Raw genomic sequence first — 22,252 nt, forward strand, 5'->3', positions numbered from 1 at the left:
CCAGCATGCGACACCCCCGTCAAAATCGAAGTGTCGCAAGACAGATCACACGAATTCCCGATTCTGGAATCCCCCCAGCAACACCCGAGTCAATCCGTCGCACCCAAGATGTGTGCATGCCTTAGTGCACACGCAGGGACCACCCGATGAAAGGCAGCGCCGTGTCGCGGCTGAGGGGCGCACGGCAGGCTCCCTGAATCCCTAATGCGATATGAATCTCGGGCACGGCCTGCGGTTCCGGGTTGCGCCGGCCGCGCTCAGCCAGCACCATCCCGGCATGATTCGGGACAAGGAAAAATCCGCGCCGGGCAAGCCGAAGCTCGGCAAGGGGGTGATCGCGGTGGCGCCGCCGAGCTTTCGGCGCGAGCGCGCGCTGTTGAAGCGCGGGGTCTGGCCGGTGGCCGGCTGCGACGAGGCCGGCCGCGGCCCCTTGGCCGGGCCGGTGGTCGCCGCCGCGGTGGTGCTTGACCCCAAGCGCATCCCCAAAGGCCTTGACGATTCCAAGCGGCTCACCGCCGAGCGGCGCGAAGAGCTGTTCGAACAGATCTGCGCCACCGCCGCGGTCGCGGTGGCCTATGCCTCGCCGGCCCGGATCGATCGCGACAACATCCTGCGCGCCTCGCTGTGGGCGCTGGCGAAAGCGGTGCACGCGCTGCCCGATCTGCCGCAGCACGTGTTGGTCGACGGCCGCGACAAGATCGTCACCAACTGCGACTGCGACGCGGTGATCGGCGGCGACGGCCTGGTGCTGTCGATCGCCGCAGCCTCGATCATCGCCAAGGTCTCGCGCGACCGGCTGATGTGCCGGCTGGCCGAGGATTGCCCGGGCTATGGCTTCGACCGTCATAAAGGTTATGGCGTGCCGGAACATCTGGCCGCGCTCGATCGGCTCGGCCCGAGCAAGCATCACCGGCGGTTCTTCGCGCCGGTGGTGGCGGCGCGGGAAAAACATCACCCGGAGACGGTCACGACGCCGGCGGCCGCACCGGACCTGTTCGGGATCGCCGCCCCGCAGGGCTGATGCCGCGCCCGGCCGCGTCGTCAAATCTGCGCACAGGCGGCGTCGCCGCCGCCGCTTTGTGCTGGTCCTTGCCGGGCGAACTTCGCTATGGGTAGATCAGAAGTGGAATTCGACGGGCAGGATGGTGTCGCGAATCGTCATCCGGCCCCCGATTTCTGAGCGCCTGATCGTTTCCGACCACGGATCCGCCGATCATGCTCCGAGGGACGTCAGCCGGTTCATGCGTTTCACCTCCCTGATCGTCGAATTGATCCGCGCCCGGCCCGGGCTGGTGTTCTGGCTGGTGGTTACGATCCAGGCCGCGATGTGGTTGGTGGTGCCGCTGGTGCTGTATGCGGCGCCGCCGCCCGATTTGGCGCTCACGCTGGCCTATGGCCGGGAATATCAGGTCGGCACCGAACTCGGCCCGCCGCTGGCGTTCTGGCTCGCCGACATCGCCTATCGCCTCGCCGACAATCACATCTTCGGCGTCTATCTCTTGGCGCAGCTGTGCGCCGTGGTGACGTTCTGGGCGCTCTATGCGCTCGGCCGTGCCATCGTCGGCCCGCAGCACGCCGTGGTGGCGGTGCTGCTGACGCTGACCGTCACCGCCTTCGCCGCCCAGGGCGTCGACTTCGGGCCATTGGTGCTGGTGCGGCCGCTCTGGGCGCTGCTGCTGCTGCATAGCTGGCGATTGCTCGGCCAGGGCCGGCGCAATGCCTGGTTCGCGCTGTCGATCGAGGTCGGGCTGTTGCTTTTGACCACCACCTCGGCGCCGGTCTTGCTGCTGCTGCCGGTCGGCTTCGCGCTGGCGAATGCGCGCAGCCGGCGGGTGCTGGCGTCGTTCGATCCGCTATATGCGCTCCTAGTGATCGTGGTCTTGGTGCTGCCCTATCTGGTGTGGCTGCTGCGCGCCGAGCTGTTCGCGCTGCCGCCGCTGCCCGGCGCCGCCGACGTCGTGCCGCGGCTGCAATTGGGCGGCGAACTCGCCGCCGAGCTTGTGGTGGCGCTGGCCGGCGTGGCGCTGTTGATCGTGCTCGATCTGCGCCGCCTGCACCGCGGTCCGGAAGATCCGCCGGTCATCAGCCGGCCGCCGGTGGCGCCGCTGGCGCGACACTTCGTGTATTTCTTCGCGGCGGCGCCGGCGCTGGCCGGGCTGCTGCTCGCCACGCTGTTCGGGCTGAACCATGTGGTCGGCGGCACCGGCGTCGCGCTGCTGATGGCGGGATTGGCGGTGGTGGTGGCGACCGGCGACGCCATTGCGTTGCGGCGGCAGCGCATCCTGCGCGCCGCCTGGGCGGCCGCGGTGGCGGCGCCGGCGTTCGCGCTGCTGGCGGCCACGCTGCTGCAGCCCTGGATCGGCGGCGCCGAGCGCGCCACCTCGCTGCCGGCCGGTGAGATCGCGCGGTTCTTCGGCGACAGTTTCGAGCGCCGCACCAACCGGCCGCTGCAGGCGGTGGCCGGCGATCCGCAGCTCGCCGCGCTGATCGGCATGGGGGCGTCGCGGCCGCATCTGTGGCTCGACGCCGCGCCGCAGAAAACGCCGTGGCTGAGTGCGGCGAAGTTCGGCGAGCAGGGCGGCGTGGTGGTGTGGCGCGCGGTCGACACCATCGGTCAGCCGCCCGACGATATCGCCCGGCGATTCCCGGGTCTGGTGCCGGAAATCCCCCGCGCCTTCGAACGGCTGATCAACGGCCGGCAGCCGCTGCTGCGGATCGGCTGGGCGATCGTGCGGCCGAAACCGGCGCCGTAGCGCGGCTTGCTCGCCGCGCGCTTGCAATTCTCCGCTGTCATTCCGGGTTCGCTCGGCCTTTCGGCCTCGCGCCCCGGAATGACCGGCGTTGTTGATTGGACGGGGTTGATTAACTGCGCTGCGCCCGGTCGCGTGAGGCGCGGCGGCTCAGGTGGAGCGCGGCGGCAATGCCCCGAGCGCCGTGGCGATGGCGCGCAGATCCTGCCAGGCCATTCGTTTGTAGGACGGCGAGCGCAGCAGATAGGCCGGATGAAACGTCGGCAGCGCGCGAATGCTGCGACTGCCGGTGTCGTAATCGATCCAGCGGCCGCGGGTTTTCATGATGCCCTCGCGGGTTGACAGCAGGGTCTGGGTCGAGGGATTGCCGAGTGTCACCAGAATGTCCGGATCGACCAGCTCGATCTGGCGCTGGATGAACGGCAGGCAGGTCTGGGTCTCCTGCGGCGTCGGCGTGCGGTTGCCCGGCGGCCGCCACGGAATCACATTGGCGATGTAGACCGTGCTGCGGTCGAGCCCGATCGCCGCCAGCATGCGGTCGAGCAGCTTGCCGGAGCGGCCGACGAACGGCAGGCCTTCGATGTCCTCCTCGCGGCCGGGCGCTTCGCCGACCAGCATGATGCGGGCCTGCGGATTGCCGTCGGCAAACACCAATTGCGTCGCGGTCATCTTCAGCGCGCAGCCGTCGAACGCCGCCAAGAGCTCGCGCAAGGCTTGCAGCGAGGGTGCCGCGCGCGCGGCCTCGCGCGCCGAGACGATCGCCGCATCCGGCGGCAGCGCGGCGGCGGGCGGCGCGACCGGCGCGGCGCGCGGCGTCGCTGCTGGCTGCGCCAAGACTGGCGGCGACAAGATCGGCTGCGGCGGCGCGGCGCGCACCGACTCCGGCGCGTCGACCAGCCGGTTGACCGGCTCGTCCATCAACGCGCAGTCGACGCCGGCTTCGAGATAGAACGCCAACAGCTCCCGTGCGCTCGGTCGTGGCTCGGGCATCATCGCGATCGATCCGACATTGGCGCGGCAGATTGTGTCATGGCCTCACTCGTCACACGCCCCGCGGCGGGCGTAGTTCGGATCGCCGCTGCATTCCGCAGCGCGGTTCCAAGCGGCGCATCGCGGTTGCAATTCGGCCGGCGGAATATCGCGCGACGCTAGCGCGGATTGCGGCGCGGCGAAACCTCGAAGGTACGTTTGGAAGGGTTGTTCTTCCCCGAAAAATCGGAAACAACAGCTACAGGAAACGTCCCAGTGTCGCTGTGAGATCACGCATGAGTGCTGAACCGCTGCCGCCTCGCGAAGCCATGGAATTCGATGTCGTGATCGTCGGCGCGGGGCCGTCGGGGCTGGCCGCGGCGATCCGGCTGAAGGAGCTCAATGCCGAGCTGTCGGTGGTGGTTGTTGAGAAGGGTTCCGAGGTCGGCGCCCACATCCTGTCCGGCGCGGTGATCGATCCGACGCCGCTCGATCAACTCGTGCCGGGCTGGCGCGACGACCCCGACTGTCCGCTGAAAACCCGCGTCAGCGACGACCATTTCTTCGTCATGACCGGCAACACATCGTACAAGGTGCCGAGCTTTCTGGTGCCGCCGATGCTCAACAATCACCAGAACTTCATCGGCTCGCTCGGCGATCTGTGCCGCTGGCTGGCGCCGAAGGCCGAGGCGCTCGGCGTCGAGATCTATCCCGGTTTCGCCGCCACCGAAGTGCTGTATGGCGAAAACGGCGACGTCCGCGGCATCGCCACCGGCGACATGGGGATCGGCCGCGACGGCGAGCCCAAGGCCTCGTTCACCCGCGGCATGGAGCTGCACGGCAAGTACACGCTGTTCGCCGAAGGCGCCCGCGGCAGCCTGGCGAAACAGCTGATCGCCAGATATCAACTCGACAAGAACTCCGAGCCGCCGAAATTCGGCATCGGCCTCAAGGAAGTCTGGCAGATCGATCCGAAGAAGCACAAGAAGGGTCTGGTCGCGCATTCCTTCGGCTGGCCGCTCAACGACAATATCGGCGGCGGCTCGTTCCTGTATCACTACGACGACAATCTGGTGGCGGTCGGTTTCGTGGTGCATTTGAACTACGAGGATCCCTATCTGTCGCCGTTCGACAATTTTCAGCGCTTCAAGACCCATCCCGCGATCAGCAAGATCTTCGACGGCGGCAAGCGGCTGTCCTATGGCGCCCGCGCCATCACCGAAGGCGGCTATCAGTCGGTGCCGCGGCTGAGCTTTCCGGGCGGCGCGCTGATCGGCTGCGCCGCCGGCTTCGTCAACGTGCCACGCATCAAGGGCGTGCACAACGCGATCGGCTCGGGCATGCTCGCCGCCGAACACGCAGCCGCCGCACTCGGCGCCGGCCGCAGCAATGACGAACTGGTCGGCTACGAAGACGCTTGGCGCGGCTCGCCGGTCGGCAAAGATCTGTTCCGGGTCCGCAACATCAAGCCGCTGTGGTCGAAATTCGGCACCCGGGTCGGCGTGGTGCTGGCCGGATTCGAAATGTGGTGCTCGACTCTGGGCTTCTCGCTGTTCGGCACGCTGTCGCACGGCAAGCCGGATCGCGCCACGCTCAACCCGGCGAAGCATCACGCCCCGTTCCCGGTGGTCAAGCCCGACGGCAAACTGACCTTCGACCGGCTGTCCTCGGTGTTCCTGTCGAATACCAATCATGAGGAGGACCAGCCCGTGCACCTCAAGGTCGCCGACATGGCGCTGCAGAAATCCTCCGAGCACGACGTCTATGCCGGGCCGTCGGGGCGCTATTGCCCGGCCGCGGTGTACGAATGGGTCGAGGATCCGGCGGGCCCGCGCTTCGTCATCAACGCGCAGAACTGCGTGCACTGTAAGACCTGCGACATCAAGGACCCCAACGGCAACATCACCTGGGTGCCTCCGGAGGGCGGCGGCGGCCCGAATTATCAGGGCATGTGACCACGATTGCGTGTGGCCGCGGTGGCGGCCACGATCCCGCCATACTGCAAGCGCTTTCAATCCGATGCGTGGAACGGGCGCGCGGCGCCCGCTGGCCGGCGTTCCGGGTCCATCCTTGCGGTGGAACGCCAAACGCGGCATTGTTGTAGGGCGTGCCGCTGCCGTTCCGGTTGCGCATCCGATCTCATCCGTCAATCTGGAGCTGGGCGAACCTTGATGCTTGCAAATCGATTTCGTCGCTCGATGATCGCTGCCGTCACGCTGGCGGCGATGCCGATCTCCGGCCCGTTGCTGGCGCAGACGCCGGACCACCAGAACGACAGCTCGGTGCAGTTTCCGACCAGCCAGGACCTCAAATCGCTGACCACCGCCGGCAGCTATCTGGCCGCCCGCCACGCCAGCGTGCAGCGCGACGCCAATGCCGCGGCGACGTTCTATCGCTCGGCGCTGCGCGCCGATCCGAAGAACAACGAATTGCTGGACCGCGCCTTCATCTCCTCGCTGGCTGACGGCGACATCGACGAGGCGGTCAAGCTCGCCGACCGCATCCTGGCGATCGACAAGACCAACCGCGTCGCCCGCCTGGTGGTCGGCGTGCGCGACCTGAAGCAGAAGAAATACGCCGCCGCCCAGCAGAACATCAACCAGTCGGTGCGCGGTCCGATCACCGATCTGATCGCGACGCTGATTTCCGGCTGGGCCAGCTATGGCGCCGGCGACGTCAAGACCGCGGTCGCCAACATCGACAAGCTGGCCGGTCCGGAATGGTATCCGATCTTCAAGGACCTGCATTCCGGCATGATGCTCGACCTCGCGGGCAAGCAGAAGGACGCCGGCGTCCGGCTGGAGCGCGCCTACAAGCTCGACGATTCCGCGTTGCGGGTGGTCGATGCCTATGGCCGCTGGCTGTCGCGCAACAAGGACGACGCCTCCGCCACCGCGGTCTACGAGGCGTTCGACAAGAAGCTGGCGCGACATCCCTTGGTGCTGGAAGGCATTCGCGAATCCAAAGCCGGCAAGAAACTGCCGCCGCTGGTCGACAGCCCGCAGGCCGGCGCCGCCGAGGCGTTGTACGGCATCGGCGCCTCGCTGACGCGGCGCGGCGGCGAGGATCTGGCGCTGGTCTATCTGCAGCTCGCGCTGTATCTGCAGCCGCAGCATGCGCTGGCGCTGCTGTCGCTCGGCGATCTCTACGAATCGGTGAAGAAGCCGCAGATGGCGATTCAGGCTTATGAGCGGGTGCCCGCGAATTCGCCGCTGAAGCGCAACGCCCAGATCCAACTCGCCACCGACCTCGACGCCGCCGATCGCAGCGACGAGGCGATCAAGATCTTGAAAGAAGTCACCGCCGAGGATCCCAAGGATCTCGAGGCGATCATGGCGCTCGGCAATATCGAGCGCGGCCGCAAGAAATTCGCCGATTGCGCGGTGACCTATTCGCAGGGCATCGACGTGCTGTCCGGCGCCGAGAAGAACAACTGGGTATACTACTATTTCCGCGGCATTTGCGAGGAGCGCTCCAAGCAATGGAGCAAGGCCGAGACCGACATGAAGAAGGCGCTCGAGCTGCAGCCCGAGCAGCCGCACGTCCTGAACTATCTCGGCTATTCCTGGATCGACCAGGGCGTCAATCTCGACGACGCCATGAAGATGATCAAGCGCGCGGTCGATCAGCGCCCGGATGACGGCTACATCGTCGACTCGCTGGGCTGGGCCTATTACCGGATCGGCAATTACGACGAGGCGGTGAAGAACCTCGAGCGCGCCATCGACCTGAAGCCGGAAGATCCGACCATCAACGACCATCTCGGCGACGCCTATTGGCGGGTCGGCCGCACCCTGGAGGCCAAATTCCAGTGGGTACACGCCCGCGACCTGAAGCCCGAGGCCGACGAACTGCCGAAGATCGAGGCCAAGATCGACAACGGTCTGCCGGAGGACACCGGCGCAGCGGCCGCTTCGGCGGACAAGAAAAAAGAAGATGGCAAGGGCGGCTGAGTTGAGCGACGTGGTGTCGAAGCCGGTGTTGCACGATCAGGCGCGTGCCAAGGTCAATCTCACGCTGCGGGTGCTGAGCCGTCGCGTCGACGGGTATCACGAGCTGGAAAGCGTGGTGGCGTTCGCCGACTGCGCCGACCGGCTCACGCTGCAACCTGGGCCGCAGCTCAGCCTCAGCGCCACCGGGCCGCGGGTCGCGGAATGTGGTGACACGGCCGACAATCTGGTGATCAAGGCGGCGCGGCTGCTCGGCGAACGCGTGCCCGATCTGCGCAGCGGCGAATTTGCGCTCGACAAACAATTGCCGATCGCCGCCGGCATCGGCGGCGGCTCGGCGGATGCCGCGGCCGCCTTGCGGCTGTTGGCGCGCGCCAACGATCTCGCGCTGGACGATCCCCGGCTGATCGACGCCGCGCGCAAAACCGGCGCCGACGTGCCGGTGTGCCTCGCCTCGACCCCCTGCATCATGACCGGGATCGGCGAGAACCTGCTGCCGCTGGCGCTGCCGACGCTGCCGGTGGTGATGGTCAATCCGCGCGTCGCGGTCGCCACCAAGGATGTGTTTGCGGCGCTTGGGCTGCGCAACGGCCAGCTGCGGGTCGGCGTCGCCGACGTGGTCGCCGCGCCGAAATGGCCGGACAAGGACGCGCCGCTCGACGCTTGGATTGCGGTGCTCGGCGCCGGCACCAACGATCTCGAAGCGCCGGCGAAGAAGCTGCAGCCGGTGATCGGCGAGGTTTTGAAACTGCTCGGCGCCGCGCCCGGCGCGCGGCTGGCGCGGATGTCGGGCTCGGGCGCCACCTGCTTTGGGATTTTTGCGCACGCTGCTGAAGCCGACGCCGCGGCGCGGGCCATCGCCACCGCGCATCCCGGCTGGTGGGTGCACGCCGGGACGCTGAGCTGACCGCAGTTTTTCGGTGAGGTGAGGGGCATTCCTTCGGGTTGATGCGCCCTCAATCACGCCGTCATTCCGGGGCGCGAGGGCATCAGCCCGAGCGAACCCGGAATCTTGCGACATCTGAAGAGCCGACATTGCCGCGAGCTTCCGGGTTCGCTCGGGCTGATGCCCTCGCGCCCCGGAATGACACCGAACGAGGGATCGCGCGGCGGCGACCCGGCGGTGATCCCTTGCATTCGTGGGCCGATCATCCGCACCGCGCGCCGATCATCCGCTCCCGTTCAATGCAACCATAATCCCGAACGCTTTGGTCACATCTGCTCGCGACAGTGGTGGCAGAGGAAACTGCGGCGCATCCGAGGCCTGTTCGATCAGGCGGCCGCGCCGACGACAGCCACCTGGATCATTCGCGACGGCGTCATCCCATCGGAGGACGCGCGCGGCTTGTCCGATCTGAGCTGAGACCAGGCGACTGCGGGCGCTCAGACCTCCGCAGCATTACCCCGCTCAACCCAAGGAAGGCTTGTCATGACCTATCGCATCTGTTTTCCGCGCGCTGCCCTCACCGCGCTCACGCTGTCGCTGCTCGGCCTGGTCGCGGTCGATAGCCGGCCCGCCGAAGCCGCGGTTTGCGGACCGCGCGGCTGCGTCGGTTACGCCGCGCCGGTGGCCCGCGCCGCGGTGGCCGGCCCGGTCGGCGTCGGCCGCGTCGGTGTCGGTTACGGTCGTCGCGGCGTCGGCGGCTACGGCTATGGCCGCAACATGGGCGGTCCGGTCAATCGCGTCGGCCGCCGCTGAGGCGTTTTTGACGCCGGGTTGCCGGTCGGCGATGCAGCCCATCCTTCGAGACGCCCGGCGTCGTCCTTCGGACGATGCCGGGCTCCTCAGGATGACGGCGAGGCGTGTTGAGAAGCTGATATCAGCAATCACGTAGCGATCATGATCCGTAGGTGCCGCGACACTGCAAGTGCCGCCGCGACGCTGCAATTGCTGTGGCGCAACCCCGGCGTCATAGGCGAGGTCGGCTGATCGCCCCGTTCCGCCGTCATCCTGAGGAGCCCGGCGAAGCGCGTAGCGCGAAGCGGGGCGTCTCGAAGGATGCGCCGCGCGACGAGCAGCGGCCGCGACGCTCCATGCCACCCGGCCAATGCGACCGGACCAGCGCGTTCACTGCGCCCCGATCACTGCGTCCCGTTCAGTGCGACCGCGCGAGGCAGAACGCCACCACCTGCTCCAGTGCGGTCTTCATCGGCGACGGCGGGAACAGCGCCAGCGCGTCGACCGCCATGGCGCCATAGTGATGCGCGCGCTGGATGGTGTCTTCCAATGCGCGATGCTTGGTCATCAGCCCGATCGCCTGGTCGAGATCGGGCTCGGTGATCTCGCCGCGCTCCAGCGCCTTGATCCAGAAATTGCGCTCGGCGTCGTTGCCGCGGCGGAACGCCAGCACCACCGGCAGCGTGATCTTGCCCTCGCGGAAATCGTCGCCGACATTCTTGCCGAGCTTGGCGGCCTTGCCGCCGTAATCCAGCACGTCGTCGACCAGCTGGAAGGCGATGCCGAGATTCATCCCGAACGACCGGCAGGCCGATTGCTCGGCCTTCGGCCGGCCCGCGATCGCGGGGCCGACTTCGCAGGCGGCGGCGAACAGTTCGGCGGTCTTGCCGCGGATCACCGCGAGATATTCGTCCTCGGTGGTGGCGGTATTCTTGGCCGCGGCGAGCTGCATCACCTCGCCCTCGGCAATCGTCGCCGCGGCGGAGGACAGGATGTCGAGCGCGCGCAGCGAGCCGACCTCGACCATCATCCGGAACGCCTGGCCGAGCAGGAAATCGCCGACCAGGACGCTGGCCTCGTTGCCCCACAGCATCCGCGCCGATTTCTTGCCGCGGCGCATCTCGCTCTCGTCGACCACGTCGTCGTGCAGCAAGGTGGCGGTATGCATGAACTCGACCGCGGCGGCGAGCTTGATGTGGCCTTCGCCGGCATAGCCGGTGAGCTGCGCCATCGCCAGCGTCAGGTTCGGCCGCAGCCGTTTGCCGCCCGACGAGATCAGGTGGTTGGCGACCTCGGGAATCATCGTCACTTCGGAGCCGGTTCGCGACAGGATGACGGCGTTGACGCGCTCCATATCGGCGGCGACAAGCTCGACGAGTTGATCTATCGAAGCGGTCGGGGGTCCCTCGAAAGGTACGATAACGGCCACGCTGGTCTCCAAAAGTCCAAGGAGCATTCCGCGCCAGCCGGACGAGGCTGGCATGACAGGCTCTGATTCCAAAGCTTGGCGCGCAATCGTGCCAAGGTCGAAGGTCACACTATAACATTTGGGTTGCCGTGTAACGGGGCAACGCGGCGGGCGCCGCGCGGTTTGCCGGCAGCTATAATGCAGGGATCACAGGAGACGCAAGCGTGCGCGAACTGGTGCGAACCAATGACGTGGTGCTGGTATCGGCGATCGGGGCGCTGCTGGACGGCGCCCGGATCCACCATCTGGTGCTGGATCAGAACATGAGCGTGATCGAAGGCTCGGTCGGGGTGATTCCGCGCCGCATCCTGGTGCATGACGACGACAACCGGGAGGCCCGGCAGGTGCTCACCGACGCCGGCCTCGCCCACGAATTGCGACCCGATGTCTGAAGCCCTTGATGTCACCGAGGATGGATTTCTCGGCGGCCGGCTGCGGCTGCGGCAGCTGCGATCCGGCCACCGCGCTGGTCACGATGCGATGCTGCTGGCGGCGGCCACCGCGGCGCGGCCGGGCGATCGGGTGGCAGATTTCGGCGCGGGCGTCGGCGCCGCTGGTCTGGCGCTGGCGCGCCGCGTCGGCGGACTTGAGTTGGTGTTGCTGGAAATCGACGCGCGCCTGGCGGAGCTGGCGCGCGGCAACGCCGCGCTGAACGGGCTGCCGGCCGCCATTCACCCGCTCGATATCGAAGCCGGCGCCGCTGCCTTCGCCGAGGCCGGGCTGTTTCCCGACAGCTTCGACGTCGTGCTGATGAACCCGCCGTTCAACGACGCCGCGCGACATCGCGGCTCGCCCGATGCCGGCCGGCACCGCGCGCATGTCGCGGCGAAGACCACGCTCGAGGCCTGGATTCACGCCGCGCGGCGGGTGCTGAAATCCGGTGGAGAATTGACCTTGATCTGGCGCGCCGATGCGCTCGCCGAGGTGCTGGCGGCGCTGCAGCGCGGCTTTGGCAGTGTGCTGATTCTGCCGGTGCATGCGCGGGCCGGACAGCCGGCGATCCGGGTCGTGGTGCGGGCCACCAAGGGCGGACGGGCGCCGTTGTCACTATTGCCGGGATTGCTGCTGACAGACGATGAGGGGGAGGAGACCCTCAGGGCCGCAGCGGTCCTGAGAGGCGAGGCCTTGCCATTGGCGACGTGAGGTCGACAGCGACCCGATGTCGCGGCGGTTGCGCAGTTCTTGAGCAGCCTGGTTATTGCGGCAGCGATTTGGATTCCGGCTCCGCCGTCGAGGTAAAACGCACCGCGGTCAGAAGTGCACCGATGAGGGTCACCAGCAGATAGATTTTCATGTTCTTCTCCACCGCCAATTGCCGCTTATATAACTACCGAAATGCAAAATGCGTTCCAGCCTGTTGGTGACTGCAAGGTAAACAGCATTGATTAATTTTGAGGTAACTTATGAGCGAGCAGACGGCTGAATATCGGGCGAGACCGGGGCTGTGGCAGGGACTGCTCGGTTGGCTGCCGGAGCGTTGGCAACCGGGGAAAGTGGTGGTGCCGGTGGTGCGGCTGTCCGGCGTGATCGGCGCGGTGACGCCGCTGCGGCCGGGACTGTCGCTGGCCGGCGTTGCCAAAATGCTGGATCGCGCCTTCGCCACCCGCAACGCCAAGGCGGTGGCTCTGGTGATCAATTCGCCCGGCGGTTCGCCGGTGCAGTCGCGGCAGATCTATCTGCGAATCCGTCAGCTCGCCGCGGAGAAGAAGCTGCCGGTGATCGCCTTTGTCGAGGACGTCGCGGCGTCCGGCGGCTACATGCTGGCCTGCGCCGCCGATGAGATTTTCGTCGATCCGTCGTCGATCGTCGGCTCGATCGGCGTGGTCGGCGGCTCGTTCGGGTTTCCCGAGTTGTTGAAAAAGATCGGCGTCGAACGCAGGCTCTACACCGCCGGCGAGCACAAGGCGCAGCTCGATCCGTTTCTGCCCGAGGATCCCGAGGATGTGGCGAGGGTCAAGGCGCTGCAGCGTGAGATCCACGCGCTGTTCATCTCGCTGGTCAAGGACAGCCGCGGCGCCAAGCTGAAGGGCGCCGAGGATTCGCTGTTTTCCGGCGAATATTGGGCCGGCGGCACCTCGGTGACGCTGGGCTTGAGCGACGGCATCGGTGATCTGCGTGGCACCCTGCGGGCGCGGTTCGGCGACAAGGTCCGCACCCCGGTGATCGCGCCGGCCTCCGGTATGCTGGCCGGGCTGTTCGGCCGCCGCTCGGCGTCGACCGCATTCGGTGCCTTCGACGCGGTGGCGGAACTGCCGGATCAGTTGATTTCCGCGTTGGAAGCCCGCGCGATATGGGCAAAATATGGCTTTTGAGGGCCGCCGGGCCGCGCCATTTGGCCCCGGCTGAGATCGATTGAAGCGGGCTTGCGGTTGCGCCATGATGGCTTGTTCGACGCCGCAACATGAGGATCGACCGATGCCGCCGCTGATCGCCGTTGCTGCCGCCCTGGGCGGCCTTGCCGTGGTGCGCTGGGCTTACCGGACCGCGCAACGCATCAACCATGAGCTGGAAGAGGTGCGCAATTCGGTGCTGAACGAGCCGCGCCCGCAGACCGCGAAGATTCCGACGCTGCGGCGCGATCCCACCACCGGCGCCTATCGTCCCGGCTAAGGCAGCGCTTCTTAGCATTCGCCCTTGCAGCCACTCGGAACCCACACTTGCGCCGGTCTCCGGGCGAGGCACCACCCTGAGACCGGCCAGCAAGCTTGGAGGTTTCGAAATGCCCCAGCGGCGCGCTGAGGCGTTTCCGCGTCGGTCGCGTTGGCGACCTTGCGCCGGCCGATCGCTGTAGGCACGCAGCGTCGAACGGACCGAAGATTTGGGCCGGATTTCCTAACAATCGGAAAATTCCCGAGACCCGCGGCTCGGCATGGTGAAGGCCGGGTTAACGCGCCGCTCGCCGCGGCCGCCCGGAGCCAGACATTGCCTTGATTCCGCAGGGCTTGGCCGATACGGTCCGCGCGCTTTCCATCCCTCGCGAATCCAAAGCCGATCATGGACACTCTTCCCCCGCATATGCGCCCGGAACGCTCGTTCCAGGGCCTGATCCTGGCGTTGCAGCGCTATTGGGCGGATTACGGCTGCGTCATCCTGCAGCCCTACGACATGGAAGTCGGCGCCGGCACCTTCCATCCCGCCACCACGCTGCGCGCGCTCGGCCCGCGACCCTGGCGCGCCGCCTATGTGCAGCCGTCGCGGCGGCCGAAGGACGGTCGCTACGGCGAGAACCCCAACCGGCTGCAGCACTACTATCAGTTCCAGGTGATCCTGAAGCCGTCGCCGCCGGACATCCAGGAACTCTATCTGAAGTCGCTGGCGGCGATCGGCGTCGATTCGCATCTGCACGACATCCGCTTCGTCGAGGACGACTGGGAGAGCCCGACGCTGGGCGCCTGGGGGCTCGGTTGGGAATGCTGGTGCGACGGCATGGAAGTCTCGCAGTTCACTTATTTCCAGCAGGTCGCCGGCGTCGAATGCGCGCCGGTGGCGGGCGAACTGACCTACGGCCTCGAGCGCCTCGCGATGTATGTGCAGGGCGTCGACCGGGTCTATGACCTCAACTTCAACGGCCGCGAGGGCGCCGACAAAGTCACCTATGGCGACGTGTTCCTGCAGGCCGAGAAGGAATATTCAAGGCACAATTTCGAGCACTCCGACGCCGCGATGCTGTTCGAGCAGTTCAAGATGGCGGAGACCGCCTGCCAGAACTATCTCGCCGCCGGCTGGGACAGCGACAAGCGCGAGGCGCATCTGATGGCGCTGCCGGCCTACGACCAATGCATCAAGGCCAGCCACGCCTTCAACCTGCTCGACGCCCGCGGCGTGATCTCGGTGACCGAGCGGCAGAGCTACATCCTGCGCGTCCGCGAACTCGCCAAGGCCTGCGGCGCGGCCTGGCTGCACACCGAAGCGGGCGGGGCGGCCTGACAACGAGCGCTCCTGCTCCCCTCCCCCTTGCGGGGAGGGGGGGCGCGCAGCGATGTTACCCTCCCCTTGAGGGGGAGGGTCGCTCGCGCAGCGAGCGGGGTGGGGTGGCAGAATGGTCAAACGACCGATCAGCGACTTCAAACGCAAGACCGCGGCAAGGCTGCGGAGGACGAACACCGCCGCCGAGGCGATCCTCTGGCGGCATCTACGAAGACTGGACGTGAAGGGAAGTCATTTCCGCCGCCAGGTTGTAATCGGGCCTTATGTCGCGGATTTTGCCTGTCTGGCGCAGCGGCTGATCACCGAGGTCGATGGCTCGCAGCATGGCGAAGAGGAAGGCTTGAAGCGCGACGAGGTTCGAACGCGCTGGCTGCAGTCGGAAGGCTACCGGGTAATCCGATTTTGGAACAATGATGTGATGAGCAAGACCGACGCCGTGATGGATGCAATTTACAACGCGATCGCTGTCACCCCACCCCGCTCGCCTTTGGCGAGCGACCCTCCCCCTCCAGGGGAGGGTGAAGCCCCGCGTGGGGAGAGTCACTGATGCCCGATCTTCTGCTTGAATTGTTCTCCGAAGAAATCCCCGCAAGGATGCAGGCGAAGGCCGCCGAGGATTTGCGCCGTCTGGTGACGGACAGACTGGTCGCCGAGGGGCTGGTCTATGACGGCGCCAAAGCCTTTGCGACGCCGCGGCGCCTCGCGCTCACGGTGCACGGCATTCCGGCGCGGCAGTCGGATCTGAAAGAGGAGCGCAAGGGTCCGCGGGTCGGCGGCCCGGACGCCGCGATCCAGGGCTTTTTGAAAGCCACCGGGCTCGCCTCGCTCGACGAAGCCAAGATCCAGCGCGACCCGAAGAAGGGCGACTTCTACGTCGCCTTGATCGAGAAGCCCGGCCGCGCCACGCTCGACGTGCTCGCCGATATCCTGCCGGTGATCGTGCGCACCTTTCCGTGGCCGAAGGCGATGCGCTGGGGCGAGCGTTCGGCCAAGCCCGGCGCGCTGCAATGGGTGCGGCCGCTGCATTCGATCGTCGCCACCTTCGGCATCGACACCGAAGACCCCGACGTGGTGGCGTTCGACGTCAGCGGCATCGCGGCCGGACAGGTGACGCGCGGTCACCGCTTCATGGCGTCGGACGAGATCAGCGTGCGTCGCTTCGAGGATTACGAGGCCAAATTGTTCGCCGCCAAAGTGGTGCTCGATCCGCAGCGCCGCCGCGATATCATTCTGCACGACGCCAAGACGCTGGCGCAGGCGCAGAATTTCGAACTGGTCGAGGACCCGGTGTTGCTCGACGAAGTCTCGGGCCTGGTTGAATGGCCGGTGGCGCTGATGGGTTCGTTTGACCCGGCGTTCCTAAAGATCCCCGGCGAAGTGATCCGCGCCACCATCCGCAACAACCAGAAGTGCTTTGTGGTGGCTCTCCCCGCGGTTGACGCGCTCCCTCCCCCCTTGCGGGGGAGGGTTGGGGAGGGGGGTGAGTCAGGAGCGCCGGACTCGCCGCTACCCCCACCCCCGACCCCTCCCCGCAAGGGGGAGGGGAGTAGCGCTGTGCCCGGTCAGACGCTCACCAACAGATTCATCCTCACCGCCAATATCGAAGCCAGCGACGGCGGCACGGCGATCATCGCCGGCAACGAGCGGGTGATCCGCGCGCGGCTGTCGGACGCCAAGTTCTTCTACGAGACGGATCTGAAGACGTCGCTGGAAAGTCGTCTGGCAAAATTCGATCAGATCGTGTTCCACGAAAAGCTCGGCACCCAGGCCGAGCGCATCGCCCGGATCGAACGGCTCGCCGCCGAGATTGCGCCGCTGCTGATCCCGACAGCGTCGGATGCGGAGAAGGCTGAGCTCATCGTCAAGGCAAAGCGCGCCGCGCATCTTTGCAAGGCGGATCTGTTGACCGAAGTGGTCGGCGAATTCCCCGAGCTGCAGGGCTTGATGGGCAAGTACTACGCGCAGGCCGCGGGCGAGGACGCGTCCGTCGCCGCCGCCTGCGAGGAACACTACAAGCCGCAGGGCCCCGCCGATCGGGTGCCGAGCGATCCGGTGAGCATCGCGGTGGCTTTGGCCGACAAGATCGACACGCTGGTGGGCTTCTGGGCGATTGATGAGAAGCCGACGGGGAGTAAGGACCCCTATGCGCTGCGACGTGCGGCGTTGGGGGTGATTAGGTTGGTGATAGATAATCAGAGCAGCATAAAGATTAGAGAAGTGGTGCGCCAGCATCTACGCTTCTTGATATTGCGGCTCTTGTCGCTGACAGAAGGAAGGTTTGCTGATGAACGTCCTGAACTTCAGGAGTTAATCGCGGAAAGACATCGTTCCGGTGTTGTGGATTTCTCAGGCTTATCAAGCCAGAGCGCCGTGAAACTCACTTTCCGTGTCGATGCTGCCGAACTCGGTTGGGAGACAGTGCGGATTGGTGACCTCCTCTCCTTCTTCGCCGACCGTCTGAAAGTCCAGCTCCGCGAGCAGGGCGCGCGGCATGATCTGGTTGACGCCGTGTTCGCGCTCGGCGCGCTCCCCTCCCCCTTGCGGGGAGGGGTCGGGGGTGGGGGTCCGCAAGGCGCGGACTCAACCCCCACCCCGGCGCTCCGCGCCAACCCTCCCCGCAAGGGGGAGGGTGAAGGCAGTGCGCGCGGCGAAGGCTTGCAGGACGATCTGTTACTTGTCGTCCGCCGCGTCGAGGCGCTGGCTGCTTTTCTTGCGACCGACGACGGCAAGAATCTGCTCGCCGGCGTCAAGCGCGCCGCCAACATCCTGCGCATCGAGGAGAAGAAAGACGGCCGCGCCTTCGACGGCGCGCCGGATGCCGCGCTCTATGTCGCCGACGAAGAAAAGACCCTGGCCGCCGCGATCGATCAGGCGAAGGGCGAGGCGTCGAGCGCCGTCGCCCAAGAAGACTTCGCCGGTGCGATGAGCGCGATGGCGAAATTGCGCCCCGCGGTCGATGCGTTCTTCGACAAAGTGAAGGTCAACGACGACGACAAGGCCGTGCGCGAAAATCGCTTGAAGCTGTTGAACGAGATCCGCGCAGCGACCCGCGCGGTGGCGGATTTCTCGAAAATTCAGGATTAGTTCGCGCCGTCGCTTCTCACAAGGCGCCGTCATCCTGAGGTGCGCGCCGGAGCACAGGCTCGCTCCGCTTCGCAAGCTCTCGTCGGCGCGCCTCGAAGGATGCGGCCGCGGGCGCACACGCGCCATCCAACGTACCTCGCCGGATGACGCGGTCGGGTCGGGCGCTGTCTGCGCGGCGCATCCTTCGAGACGCCCGGCTTCGCTCTTCGAGCTCCGCCTGGTTCCTCAGGATGACGCGTCATGTGGGGAGAGGGGCACAGCGGCAAGCCGGCTGATTGCGCATCACGCGCAGCCTGTCCACGTCATCCCCGCAGAAATATTCCGACACATCGCGAAATCTTTACGCGTCATTAACCATCGCCTGAAAAAGTCGCGGCGGCTAACGGTTTGTTAACCGCTGCGCTTTCGGAAGGCGGCCACCATGACGTCGGTCTACACCGGCTACAGCAATCCCTATGCCGGCTCGGCTTATTCCCGCGCTGCGGCAACGCAGCCCTCGCTCGCCAACACGCTGGCGACGATCGACGATTCCTCGACCGGCAGCAGCAGCTCCGCGACCAATCTGACGCTGTCGGACGCCGCCCGCGCGCAACTCGCCGGCAGCTCGTCGCAGCCGGATTTCACCGCGATCAGCAACGCGGCGCGGGCCACGCTCGACGGGCTGTACGCCGCGGCCAAGGTCAGCGGGCCGCTCGACGCCGACGGCAAGCTGACGATCGATCTGAGCTCGCTGGATCGCCGCTCTTTGTTTGCGATCGTCACCAATAATGGCGGCAAATTCAGCGCCGACGAGCAGAGCGCCGCCTCCGCCGCGCTCGGCAACCGTTTCGACGCGGCGGTGTCGCCGGCGGCGCAGACCAGCAAGCTCACCGGCGATTACGGCGCGATCTACAAGGCGGCGCTGGACTATCTCGACGCCGCAAGCCCGGAGGAGAAAGCCACCAACGGCTGGGCGGCGCAGCGCAACGCGGTGGCCAAGGGCGTGCAGGCGACGCAGGCCGATCCCTCGAAGCTGCCCTCCGGCATCAGCAACGATCCGGTCGCAGCTTACTTGGCGCAATATCCCGACGGCAGCACCACGACGACGCAGGATTTTTCCAGCGTGGCGAAATCGGTGCGCGCCACGCTCGACGCCCAGGCCAAGGCGGCAGCCTCGCTCGGCCGCGAATTGGTGTTTGATCCCGGCCGCAAGACCGGACAACTCGCCGATCTCTCCACGATCGACAATCGTTCGCTGTCGGCGATCGCGCTCAATCAGGATCAGCTGTTTTCCAAGCAGGAAAGTTTCGCCGCCAAGCAGGAGCTGGATTCCCGCAGCCGCGCCAGCATTCTGGCGGCGCTGAAGCAGAGCCAGAGCTCGGGCGATCCGACCCAGCTCAGCCTCGGCATCCTCAACGCCTATTCGGCGATGAGCAGCGAGGAGCGCCAGGCCACCAACTGGACCACCACGTTCCGCGACACCGCGGTGCAGAGCTACAAGTCGACCAGTTCGCTGCTGTCGATGCTGAAGGGCGGTTAGAGCCGCCTCGTCTTAGCTTGTGGCAAAGCTGGGGCAGCGCGCGTCCACACATGAAAAGCCCCGCCCGGCGGGGGGACGCGGGCGGGGCTCTCTGAGGTCGGTCGCAGCGTGCTGCGCCCGGCCCGTTCGGATTGTTGGAGCGAGAAAGCCGAAAGCGGTTTCGCGTCGCTACTCGATCACCTGAATCACCCGACGGGTGCGCGGCTCGACCAGCACGGTCTCGCCGTTGACCACGGTGTAGCGGTTGGTGGTGGCGCCAAAACTCTGCGGCACGTCATACATGATCACGCCGGTCTCAGGTAACACCGTGCCGACGGTGACGCGCTGCTGGATCGAGTAATCCGGCACCCGCTCGCGGACGATGTATTCACGAAACGCCGGGCGCTGGTCGAGCGCGATGCCCTCGCCGACCTCGGTCACCACGACGCTGTCGGAGGCCATGCCGGTGGTGACGGCGCTCTGGGCCTGGGCCGCCAGCGGGACGCACAGCCCGGCCAAGGCGGCGATGGCGATAATACGGTTTCGCATAGCTGATCTCCTTCGCAGGGATGCGAGTGCATCGCAATTTGCGCGATGCACCTGACCCCAATCCCTGCGGCGCGCTCCGGTTCCGAAAATCCTTGCGTCCGTGCGGCGGAATTTTCCTCCTCGTCGCGGCGTCGCGGCGCGCCGCAAACCCGCATGCGCGGGCGGGGCGGTGTTTCCGGGTTGCTAGGCGGGGGCGGCGCGGCCGGATAAGTTCGTTGCACCGATTCGACGTCAACAGATTCAGGAGAAAACCATGGTGATTACCAGCGCCCACATTCCGGCCATCGTTGCGCTCATCGCTGGTGTGCTGATTCTGGTGATGCCGCGGCTGCTCAATCTGGTGGTCGCGATCTATCTGATTTGCATAGGTCTTATCGGCCTCGGCGTGCTGCGCTGGTTCCACCTTTAGTCTGGAGCTGCGGCGGCGCGGCTTGCGTGGACTCGCCAAAACGTGGTGTATGGCGCCACCCCCTTCCAATTATGCGGACTGTTGAACGCCATGGCCAAAGCAGCTTCCAAGACGAAAAAAGCCGCCGCGAAATCAAAACCTTCCGCCAGCGCCCGAGCGAAGGCCCCGGTCCGCAAGGCGGTGGCGAAAACCCCGCCGAAAGCCGCAGCGAAGACGGTGGCAAAGCCGGCCAAGAAGCTCGCCGCCAAGCCGGTGAAAGCGCCCGCGAAGCCGCCGGTCAAGGCGGCGGCAAAGAAGCCCGCCGCCGATGCCTTCGCCAACAAATGGGTGTTCAGCTTCGGCGACGGCAAGGCTGAAGGCAACGCCAGCCTGCGCAATCTGTTGGGCGGCAAGGGCGCCAATCTCGCCGAGATGGCCAATCTCGGACTGCCGGTGCCTCCGGGCTTCACGATTCCGACCACGGTCTGCACCTATTTCTACGCCCACGACAAATCCTATCCGAAAGAGCTCGAAGGCCTGGTCGACAAGGCGCTCGCCACCGTCGGCAAGATCACCGGCAAGGGCTTCGGCGACGCCAAGAACCCGCTGCTGGTGTCGGTGCGCTCCGGCGGCCGCGCCTCGATGCCCGGCATGATGGATACCGTGCTCAATCTCGGGCTCAACGACGTCACCGTGGAAGCGCTCGCCACTCTGTCGGGTGATCGCCGCTTCGCCTATGACAGCTATCGCCGCTTCATCACCATGTATTCCGACGTGGTGCTCGGCTTCGATCATCATCACTTCGAGGAAATCCTCGACACCTACAAGGACGGCAAGGGCTACACGCTCGACACCGATCTCGACGGCGACGACTGGGTCGACCTGGTCGGCCAATACAAGGACGCGGTGGCGCGCGAGACCGGCAACGATTTCCCGCAGGACGCGCACGCGCAATTGTGGGGCGCGATCGGCGCGGTGTTCTCCTCATGGATGAACGCCCGCGCGGTGATCTATCGCAAGCTGCACGACATTCCGGAATCCTGGGGCACCGCGGTCAACGTCCAGGCGATGGTGTTCGGCAATATGGGCGAGACCTCGGCGACCGGCGTGGCGTTCACCCGCAACCCGTCGACCGGCGAGAGCAGCCTGTATGGCGAATTCCTGATCAACGCCCAGGGCGAGGACGTGGTGGCGGGGATCCGCACTCCGCAGGACATAACCGAATATGCCCGCAAGGCGTCGGGCTCCGACAAGCCGTCGATGGAAATCGCGATGCCGGAGGCGTTCAACGAACTGACCCGGATCTACACCCTGCTGGAGAAGCACTATCGCGACATGCAGGACATGGAGTTCACGGTCGAGCAGGGCAAATTGTGGATGCTGCAGACCCGCGGCGGCAAGCGCACCGCGCGCGCCGCGCTGCGGATCGCGGTCGAGCTCGCCAGCGAAGGCGTGATCAACCAGAAGGAAGCGGTGTCGCGGATCGATCCCGCCTCGCTCGATCAGTTGCTGCATCCGACCATCGACCCCAACGCCAAGCGCGACGTGATCGCCACCGGGCTGCCGGCGTCGCCGGGTGCGGCCTCCGGCGAGATCGTGTTCTCCTCGGATGAGGCGGCGAAGCTGCAGGCCGATGGCCGCAAGGTGATTCTGGTCCGCATCGAGACCAGCCCCGAGGACATCCACGGCATGCACGCCGCGGAAGGCATCCTCACCACCCGCGGCGGCATGACCTCGCACGCCGCGGTGGTGGCGCGCGGCATGGGCAAGCCCTGCGTCTCCGGCTGCGGCGCGATCCGCGTCGATTACGGCCGCGGTACCATGAGCATCGGCAGCCGCACCTTCAAGACCGGCGACGTCATCACCATCGACGGCGCGGTCGGCCAGGTGCTGGCCGGGCGGATGCCGATGATCGAGCCGGAACTGTCCGGCGAGTTCAACACGCTGATGGGCTGGGCCGATCAGGTGCGCAAGCTCGGGGTCCGGGTCAA

Annotated in this window: 20 protein-coding genes; 17 read left to right on the top strand and 3 right to left on the bottom strand. The window is 66.4% G+C overall.

Features of this window, described 5'->3' with window-relative positions; all coding sequences use genetic code 11:
• Positions 1 to 277: 277 nt before the first annotated feature.
• Positions 278 to 1,021: a ribonuclease HII gene (locus VGC77_RS05410; RefSeq protein ID WP_331170567.1), complete on the top strand. Its 744-nt coding sequence runs from the start codon at positions 278 to 280 to the stop codon at positions 1,019 to 1,021.
• A gap of 220 nt (positions 1,022 to 1,241) precedes the next feature.
• The gene (locus VGC77_RS05415) at positions 1,242 to 2,753 is read left to right on the top strand and encodes a glycosyltransferase family 39 protein (protein ID WP_331170549.1); all 1,512 of its coding nucleotides are present in this window, start codon (positions 1,242 to 1,244) and stop codon (positions 2,751 to 2,753) included.
• A gap of 147 nt (positions 2,754 to 2,900) precedes the next feature.
• Here the strand turns inward: VGC77_RS05415 and VGC77_RS05420 are convergent, their stop codons facing one another.
• The gene (locus VGC77_RS05420) at positions 2,901 to 3,743 is read right to left on the bottom strand and encodes a uracil-DNA glycosylase (protein WP_331170550.1); all 843 of its coding nucleotides are present in this window, start codon (positions 3,741 to 3,743) and stop codon (positions 2,901 to 2,903) included.
• A 272-nt stretch (positions 3,744 to 4,015) separates the two neighbouring features.
• Between VGC77_RS05420 and VGC77_RS05425 the strand changes: the two genes are divergently transcribed.
• The 5 genes from VGC77_RS05425 to VGC77_RS05445 all read left to right on the top strand — a co-directional run bounded on the left by VGC77_RS05425 (position 4,016) and on the right by VGC77_RS05445 (position 9,368).
• Positions 4,016 to 5,674 carry an electron transfer flavoprotein-ubiquinone oxidoreductase gene (locus VGC77_RS05425; RefSeq protein ID WP_331170551.1) on the top strand — a complete coding sequence of 553 codons (1,659 nt, stop codon included), beginning with the start codon at positions 4,016 to 4,018 and terminating at the stop codon, positions 5,672 to 5,674.
• Positions 5,675 to 5,890: 216 nt separating this feature from the next.
• Positions 5,891 to 7,672, top strand: a complete 1,782-nt coding sequence (locus VGC77_RS05430; protein WP_331170552.1) for a tetratricopeptide repeat protein — start codon at positions 5,891 to 5,893, stop codon at positions 7,670 to 7,672.
• On the top strand, positions 7,656 to 8,576 hold the full coding sequence (locus VGC77_RS05435) for a 4-(cytidine 5'-diphospho)-2-C-methyl-D-erythritol kinase (protein WP_331170553.1): 921 nt from the start codon (positions 7,656 to 7,658) through the stop codon (positions 8,574 to 8,576). Before VGC77_RS05430 ends, VGC77_RS05435 begins: the two co-directional genes overlap by 17 nt.
• Positions 8,577 to 8,681: 105 nt before the next feature.
• Positions 8,682 to 9,032, top strand: coding sequence for a hypothetical protein (locus tag VGC77_RS05440; protein WP_331170554.1), 351 nt, complete (start codon positions 8,682 to 8,684; stop codon positions 9,030 to 9,032).
• Positions 9,033 to 9,098: 66 nt separating this feature from the next.
• Positions 9,099 to 9,368 (top strand): hypothetical protein, encoded by a 270-nt coding sequence (locus VGC77_RS05445; RefSeq protein WP_331170555.1) that lies wholly within the window; start codon positions 9,099 to 9,101, stop codon positions 9,366 to 9,368.
• A gap of 397 nt (positions 9,369 to 9,765) precedes the next feature.
• Here the strand turns inward: VGC77_RS05445 and VGC77_RS05450 are convergent, their stop codons facing one another.
• Positions 9,766 to 10,776 carry a polyprenyl synthetase family protein gene (locus VGC77_RS05450; RefSeq protein ID WP_331170556.1) on the bottom strand — a complete coding sequence of 337 codons (1,011 nt, stop codon included), beginning with the start codon at positions 10,774 to 10,776 and terminating at the stop codon, positions 9,766 to 9,768.
• Between the two features lie 203 nt (positions 10,777 to 10,979).
• Here VGC77_RS05450 and VGC77_RS05455 point away from each other — a divergent pair, with 203 nt between their 5' ends.
• The 8 genes from VGC77_RS05455 to VGC77_RS05490 all read left to right on the top strand — a co-directional run bounded on the left by VGC77_RS05455 (position 10,980) and on the right by VGC77_RS05490 (position 19,345).
• The gene (locus VGC77_RS05455; RefSeq protein ID WP_331170557.1) at positions 10,980 to 11,207 is read left to right on the top strand and encodes a DUF2007 domain-containing protein; all 228 of its coding nucleotides are present in this window, start codon (positions 10,980 to 10,982) and stop codon (positions 11,205 to 11,207) included.
• Complete coding sequence (locus VGC77_RS05460; protein ID WP_331170558.1) at positions 11,200 to 11,958, top strand: tRNA1(Val) (adenine(37)-N6)-methyltransferase; 759 nt, start codon at positions 11,200 to 11,202, stop codon at positions 11,956 to 11,958. Before VGC77_RS05455 ends, VGC77_RS05460 begins: the two co-directional genes overlap by 8 nt.
• Before the next feature lie 260 nt (positions 11,959 to 12,218).
• A complete protein-coding gene (locus VGC77_RS05465) occupies positions 12,219 to 13,127 on the top strand; it encodes a S49 family peptidase (RefSeq protein WP_331170559.1) in 909 nt (302 codons plus the stop codon).
• 103 nt (positions 13,128 to 13,230) lie between these two features.
• A complete protein-coding gene (locus VGC77_RS05470) occupies positions 13,231 to 13,425 on the top strand; it encodes a hypothetical protein (protein WP_331170560.1) in 195 nt (64 codons plus the stop codon).
• A 384-nt stretch (positions 13,426 to 13,809) separates the two neighbouring features.
• On the top strand, positions 13,810 to 14,742 hold the full coding sequence (locus VGC77_RS05475) for a glycine--tRNA ligase subunit alpha (protein ID WP_331170561.1): 933 nt from the start codon (positions 13,810 to 13,812) through the stop codon (positions 14,740 to 14,742).
• A 112-nt stretch (positions 14,743 to 14,854) separates the two neighbouring features.
• Complete coding sequence (locus VGC77_RS05480) at positions 14,855 to 15,289, top strand: endonuclease domain-containing protein (RefSeq protein ID WP_331170562.1); 435 nt, start codon at positions 14,855 to 14,857, stop codon at positions 15,287 to 15,289.
• Entirely contained in the window at positions 15,289 to 17,826 is a 2,538-nt protein-coding gene (glyS, locus tag VGC77_RS05485; RefSeq protein WP_331170563.1) for a glycine--tRNA ligase subunit beta, read from the top strand. Before VGC77_RS05480 ends, glyS begins: the two co-directional genes overlap by 1 nt.
• A 421-nt stretch (positions 17,827 to 18,247) precedes the next feature.
• The gene (locus VGC77_RS05490; protein WP_331170564.1) at positions 18,248 to 19,345 is read left to right on the top strand and encodes a hypothetical protein; all 1,098 of its coding nucleotides are present in this window, start codon (positions 18,248 to 18,250) and stop codon (positions 19,343 to 19,345) included.
• Between the two features lie 168 nt (positions 19,346 to 19,513).
• On the opposite strand, the gene VGC77_RS05495 is transcribed toward VGC77_RS05490, so the two are convergent.
• Positions 19,514 to 19,873 (bottom strand): DUF1236 domain-containing protein, encoded by a 360-nt coding sequence (locus tag VGC77_RS05495; protein WP_331170565.1) that lies wholly within the window; start codon positions 19,871 to 19,873, stop codon positions 19,514 to 19,516.
• A gap of 253 nt (positions 19,874 to 20,126) precedes the next feature.
• Between VGC77_RS05495 and VGC77_RS05500 the strand changes: the two genes are divergently transcribed.
• Entirely contained in the window at positions 20,127 to 20,282 is a 156-nt protein-coding gene (locus VGC77_RS05500) for a DUF3096 domain-containing protein (protein WP_184255857.1), read from the top strand.
• Positions 20,283 to 20,372: 90 nt separating this feature from the next.
• Positions 20,373 to 22,252, top strand: a 1,880-nt coding sequence (locus tag VGC77_RS05505) for a pyruvate, phosphate dikinase (protein WP_331170566.1), incomplete at its 3' end; no start/stop codon positions are given.

It is taken from the genome of Rhodopseudomonas sp. (assembly GCF_036404135.1).
Taxonomy (GTDB): domain Bacteria; phylum Pseudomonadota; class Alphaproteobacteria; order Rhizobiales; family Xanthobacteraceae; genus Rhodopseudomonas_A.

Bases quoted from the DNA above. Each gene is read 5' to 3' on its own strand.
- VGC77_RS05410 (WP_331170567.1), top strand. From the start codon at position 278: ATGATTCGGGACAAGGAAAAATCCGCGCCGGGCAAGCCGAAGCTCGGC.
- VGC77_RS05415 (WP_331170549.1), top strand. From the start codon at position 1,242: ATGCGTTTCACCTCCCTGATCGTCGAATTGATCCGCGCCCGGCCCGGG.
- VGC77_RS05420 (WP_331170550.1), bottom strand. From the start codon at position 3,743: ATGATGCCCGAGCCACGACCGAGCGCACGGGAGCTGTTGGCGTTCTAT.
- VGC77_RS05425 (WP_331170551.1), top strand. From the start codon at position 4,016: ATGAGTGCTGAACCGCTGCCGCCTCGCGAAGCCATGGAATTCGATGTC.
- VGC77_RS05430 (WP_331170552.1), top strand. From the start codon at position 5,891: ATGCTTGCAAATCGATTTCGTCGCTCGATGATCGCTGCCGTCACGCTG.
- VGC77_RS05435 (WP_331170553.1), top strand. From the start codon at position 7,656: ATGGCAAGGGCGGCTGAGTTGAGCGACGTGGTGTCGAAGCCGGTGTTG.
- VGC77_RS05445 (WP_331170555.1), top strand. From the start codon at position 9,099: ATGACCTATCGCATCTGTTTTCCGCGCGCTGCCCTCACCGCGCTCACG.
- VGC77_RS05460 (WP_331170558.1), top strand. From the start codon at position 11,200: ATGTCTGAAGCCCTTGATGTCACCGAGGATGGATTTCTCGGCGGCCGG.
- VGC77_RS05465 (WP_331170559.1), top strand. From the start codon at position 12,219: ATGAGCGAGCAGACGGCTGAATATCGGGCGAGACCGGGGCTGTGGCAG.
- VGC77_RS05470 (WP_331170560.1), top strand. From the start codon at position 13,231: ATGCCGCCGCTGATCGCCGTTGCTGCCGCCCTGGGCGGCCTTGCCGTG.
- VGC77_RS05475 (WP_331170561.1), top strand. From the start codon at position 13,810: ATGGACACTCTTCCCCCGCATATGCGCCCGGAACGCTCGTTCCAGGGC.
- VGC77_RS05480 (WP_331170562.1), top strand. From the start codon at position 14,855: ATGGTCAAACGACCGATCAGCGACTTCAAACGCAAGACCGCGGCAAGG.
- glyS (WP_331170563.1), top strand. From the start codon at position 15,289: ATGCCCGATCTTCTGCTTGAATTGTTCTCCGAAGAAATCCCCGCAAGG.
- VGC77_RS05490 (WP_331170564.1), top strand. From the start codon at position 18,248: ATGACGTCGGTCTACACCGGCTACAGCAATCCCTATGCCGGCTCGGCT.
- VGC77_RS05495 (WP_331170565.1), bottom strand. From the start codon at position 19,873: ATGCGAAACCGTATTATCGCCATCGCCGCCTTGGCCGGGCTGTGCGTC.
- VGC77_RS05500 (WP_184255857.1), top strand. From the start codon at position 20,127: ATGGTGATTACCAGCGCCCACATTCCGGCCATCGTTGCGCTCATCGCT.